This is a genomic window from Paenisporosarcina sp. P5_A11 (genome assembly GCF_056400705.1).
Genome location: NZ_JBFUKT010000218.1, coordinates 1 through 4,734, shown reverse-complemented (window position 1 = coordinate 4,734; position 4,734 = coordinate 1). Strand labels below are relative to the sequence as shown.

At 32.4% G+C, this 4,734-nt stretch carries 4 protein-coding genes and 1 pseudogene; 1 reads left to right on the top strand and 4 read right to left on the bottom strand.

All coding sequences use genetic code 11. From position 1 onward, the window contains the following. Nucleotides 1-415 (bottom strand): annotated as a pseudogene (locus tag AC1DOS_RS18065) (cysteine hydrolase family protein); the annotation flags it as partial. Between the two features lie 437 nt (nt 416-852). Here AC1DOS_RS18065 and AC1DOS_RS18060 point away from each other — a divergent pair. After that, nucleotides 853-1,248, top strand: a complete 396-nt coding sequence (locus tag AC1DOS_RS18060; protein ID WP_477538613.1) for a DUF3224 domain-containing protein — start codon at nt 853-855, stop codon at nt 1,246-1,248. A gap of 1,410 nt (nt 1,249-2,658) precedes the next feature. Here the strand turns inward: AC1DOS_RS18060 and AC1DOS_RS18055 are convergent. The 3 genes from AC1DOS_RS18055 to AC1DOS_RS18045 form a co-directional block, all read right to left on the bottom strand. Then, a complete protein-coding gene (locus AC1DOS_RS18055) occupies nt 2,659-3,048 on the bottom strand; it encodes a hypothetical protein (protein WP_477538612.1) in 390 nt (129 codons plus the stop codon). A gap of 171 nt (nt 3,049-3,219) precedes the next feature. After that, on the bottom strand, nt 3,220-3,897 hold the full coding sequence (locus AC1DOS_RS18050) for a DUF3885 domain-containing protein (protein WP_477538611.1): 678 nt from the start codon (nt 3,895-3,897) through the stop codon (nt 3,220-3,222). Nucleotides 3,898-4,041: 144 nt separating this feature from the next. Beyond that, nucleotides 4,042-4,335: a hypothetical protein gene (locus AC1DOS_RS18045; protein WP_477538610.1), complete on the bottom strand. Its 294-nt coding sequence runs from the start codon at nt 4,333-4,335 to the stop codon at nt 4,042-4,044. Nucleotides 4,336-4,734 lie beyond the last annotated feature (399 nt).

Here is a 4,734-nt window from a genome sequence, read left to right as displayed (position 1 = left end):
ATTCAAAGTAGAGGTTGCTTTCTGTACCATGAAGTTTTCGTATCCCAATCCATGAGCAAATTTAATCGTAGCATCCATACAGTATTCTGTTTGGGCGCCGCAAAATTCAATACGATGTACAGCTAATTGGTMTAAAAGATATTTTAAGTTCGTTTTATAAAAAGAATTTGCATGTATTTTTCTTACAAAAAAGTMTTGTTCTTGAACATCTAGATTGGCATTAATAGCCCAAAGTTCTTCTTCAGGTATTAATTCTTCATCACAGTGTTGAACAAAAATGATTGGTTTATGTAATTCTCTATATAAGGCAATTCTATTATTTACTTTAGTGAGTAAATTCAAATAAATGATCTCCGCTGTAACATACGCCATTTTGTAAATCGATAACAATTAAAACATCTGCATAAGTCTCCATTATTTTTACCTCTTTCATTTTGAAATATGTAAGTTCTATCATTTGAGGATACACTCTTATTTCGCAATAAACCATAGAAAGATTACACAAAAATCAAACAAATCTTACGTTCAGTATTGTTGGTTTAGAATAAAGTTTGATTATAAATCACTCTAAATCCTGGATTTAACTGCATATTAAAAGCAATCGTTTTGAATAAAGATTGATCAAAACGATTGCTTTCTTTAATTTTTAAGAACTGTTTTTTATGAAAAAGATAGATTATTTTAATCTCCTTATTCCACTAAAGCACCAGCTACTTTAAGTGTAATACTTCACAAAGTTAGTAAAGAACAATAAATAAAAACACTCCTATGAGATGCCACTATTGATGGTACTTTTTAGGTGGTATACTGGAAATAGATTACTTATCTAATAATGAAGGGAGGTTTACGCGTATGGAGGTAACATTTACAGTAAGCAAATGGGATGAAAAGCCAGTCGATAACACTAAAAAAGATTTCCCTATTAATATTGCCCATGTCGAATATGATATTGATGGTGAATTAAAAGGAAAAGCTTTTGTTGAATATTTATTATATTATCTAGAATCAAATGTAGAAGACGGTCACATGGCCACTTCTGAAATTTCCGGATTTCTGCATTTCGAGGGTACTTATAAGGGAAAACGGGGGACGTTTACAGCTATAGAGCAAGGAATATTTGATAAAGGAAATCTAGATTCTCCGGCAACAATCATCAAAGCAACCGGTGACTTAGAAAGCCTGCAAGGGTCCTATAATTATAAGTTTGAAGGTCAAACCAGTAAAATGATTCTAGACTTTGAATTCTAGCAAAATACCCTATAGTTTAGTAAAAAGGGCATCCCCTGTAAAACCAGGAATGTCCTTTTCGTCGAACGAGCTTGTTCAACTAACCTGCCCCGTTAGTTTAAAAAGAAAAATGCTTTACTCCTTCTTGAAGTAAAGCATCCGTTACTTTAATATCACTTTCCAAGATTTTCAGGATTCTCAACATATAAGCCTAACACATACCCACAATTCGAGCAGTAAAATGAGGATATTGATGACGATTGACTTCTTGGATTGTTGTAGGAAAATATATGAACTACTGCATTCCCTGACCGAATAATACCCTTTTCAATTTGACTGTTATTACATTTAGGACACTCTTTTTCTTCCATCTTTAAATCTCTCCATTCCCAAAAAATTAGTAACCTTTTTATTCTTCTATATTATTTACGAATTACCAATAATTTAGTTTCCTTTCCTTATTCAACTATCCTGCCCCGTTAGTTTAAGTGTAACATTTCACAATGGATCGCCGAAATCTACTTGATGTTTTGGACGTAAAATAGACCATCGACCCATCGAAATGATGGTCTTGTTTAACTAAAGCACCCGTTACTTAAAGCATATTTCTTCACAATCTAACATATAAAATTTCATAATCTGAGAAGAGATAATACAATTATTTAATTTCGAATACGAATAGTTCATAATTGCCGCGTTATGTACTTTAAAGTTATCCGTTATTGGATATACGAAATAATTTTAATCAAACTATTTTAGAAATGATCGAACTTTGTTTTAAATGATCAAACTTTATTTCAAAGCTACAAATTTAGCGAGAATCCTCAATTTTCAGGTGAAAAATAAACCTCGTATTTTTGAACAAGGTTTGATCAAAATACGAGGTTTCACCTGTTTCTTGCTATTCACTTTTATAAAAATGTTTGATTATTTCGGAAATCGAATCTTCAACTAAAGCACCCGTTAGTTGAATAAGAAAACTAAACGAACAATTGCTCCAGTAACCCTATAAACAAGATTGATAATATAACAGTTGGTATTGAAATTAATATCTTATTTCGCAACCTAATATTCTCGAATCGTCTATATATCTTATTTACTACTGGGTAAACGATTATTACGATAGTTAACTTTATACATATTGCTATTAAATCAACAGAAGTAAATGGTTTACCTATGTATTTATCAAAGGGAATGTTGAAGACAAAAAGTGCTGAAAATAAGATGTATTGATAAATACAAAATCTAACATAATTCAAAGGTGATTACTCCTATTCATTGGCTATTAATGTTCCTTTAATGGATACTTCTACATTTAGTATATATCATAGGAAATTTCTTTCTGACTCCCTTGTTCAACTAACCTGCCCCGTTAGTTCAAGAAGAAAAAAGGCTTAACTTTTTATTGAAGTAAAGTACCCGTTAGTTGAATTAGGATGTTTCTTTATTACTCATTTTAAAGAAACCCTCTGGATACAAATGGTCCTCTTCAACATCTACATCTGGGTACTTAGTAAAAACTGACTCAAACTCACCGCTATCAGTAAGGTAATCAATGACTTCAACAATTCGTTCTCTGCTTACAATATCAATTAGAACCATATCGCTTGCTTGAAAGTATGTTCCATTCATAAATTCGCCTGTCTTTGCATTCTTCTCTCTTAGAGTCTGAATGTTATTGTATGTAAAAAATGTTGCAATCCATTTGGAACGGTCTGAAAAGGTTACTATTACATCCAGATTGTCATCCTCAACATTCCATTCACCTTCAGACCATTCTTCAGCTTCTATCCATATGTGTCTATTGCTTGTTTCTTTCAAATGAACCCCACCTTAAATCAGATATTTTGTAGCTTTCTTCTCTAATAATTATTGAACTAAACTGCCCCGTTAGTTTAATAAGAAAAAGGGCTACTTAAGCAACAAGCAACCCAATGTTCTTTAACTAAAGCAACCGTTATTTCAACAAGAGAATTAGATGAAAAGTCATTATTAATTTTTTATTCCTCTTTCTCCTAGCCCTTTTTCAATCCTTTTTCTATCAACTTCTTCTACCCAATCATAGTATTTCTCATAAAGTGGACGTATCTGGTCTGCTTCACGGGCTATGACTTCGCACCCTCGGTCGTCGTAAACGAAGAAAATAATATCTTTTGTGATGTTCACAAAGAAAACATCGGGATAAGCGGAGTATCTCCCAAACTTAGGTGTCAAAGGAAAATCCTCATTACTCGCTGCCTTAAGTAATTGATTTACACGTATGTCTTCTCGTTTACACAGCAAGGAACATTGTTGCATCTCAAAATCTTCTGCTTCGTCCAACTCGAAGGGATAAGGGTAAGTTTTCACCTGAATTCGTTTCAAATTATTTTTACACTTCAGAAACGGCTGATATACCTTCAGTTTTCTTGTACGTTTTTCTTTCCTTTTGTGCTTATACACATTCGTTACAAGGAAAAAGTCGTCATTTTCCTCAAATAATTCATTAAAAATTGTGGATGTTTGTTTATATACTAGACGAAATCGTTCAAGATTGAGTTCATCATTTTCTTTGAATTGATAGATTTCCCCACCAAGTGAAAAATGGATGCCAATGTCCCATTGATAATAAATGCTTGGGAGTAATTCGACAGTTGGAAACCTTTCATTAAGATAGTCCATTATGTTCATTTACTCATTCTCACTTTCGTTTACATCGAATTGTCAAATTGATAATAATTATAGCATTTCATATTAAACTAAACTGCCCCGTTAGTTGAATAAGAAAAAGACTCCACTCCTTATTGAAGTAAAGCACCCGTTATTTCAATAAAATTAATTATTTTCAAATTTCAGGTCAAACGTCTCTTCAATGCCATTATTTTTTACAATTACTTGTATTACTTCGTCTTTACTTATCGATGCCCCACCTATTGAGCTGCTACTACCAGAATTGAATATTAATGATTTAGGGGGTTCATTGAACGACTCTGTAGAGTAAGTTGTTTTTCCGTTATCTTCTCCCCATTTTTCAGTTCCTCTATAAATATAATCAGCTTCCCAATGTTCACTTTCTCCTGTAAATTTATAATCCTTGTTAATAGTTTCCGTACAAGCAGTTAAAAACATTAGTGTAAATAATACTGCGATTATATTTTTTTTACCTTAATTCCTCCTTTATTGAAAACCGAATCATACAACCATTTATACATACTATTCCTTCAATCAATTATTAATCCATTTTTTCACTAACCTGCCCCGTTAGTTCAATAAGTTCAACAAAAAAAGCGTTAATCCTCCTTTCCATAACATTAACACCTAAACAAAAACGCCCAAAACCTTTATATATCAAGGGTTTTGGACGTTACAGGAATGGTGGGTTATTTGCGTTAAAGCTTTACATGAGGAGTATTCCAATACAAGAAAAAGAGCCGGCCTATTAAAATAGTGACCTGTTCAGTTATCTAGTTCGAAATTTAAATAAAAATACAACTGAGCCCAAATTCGCATATGAATTGGGCTCAGCTT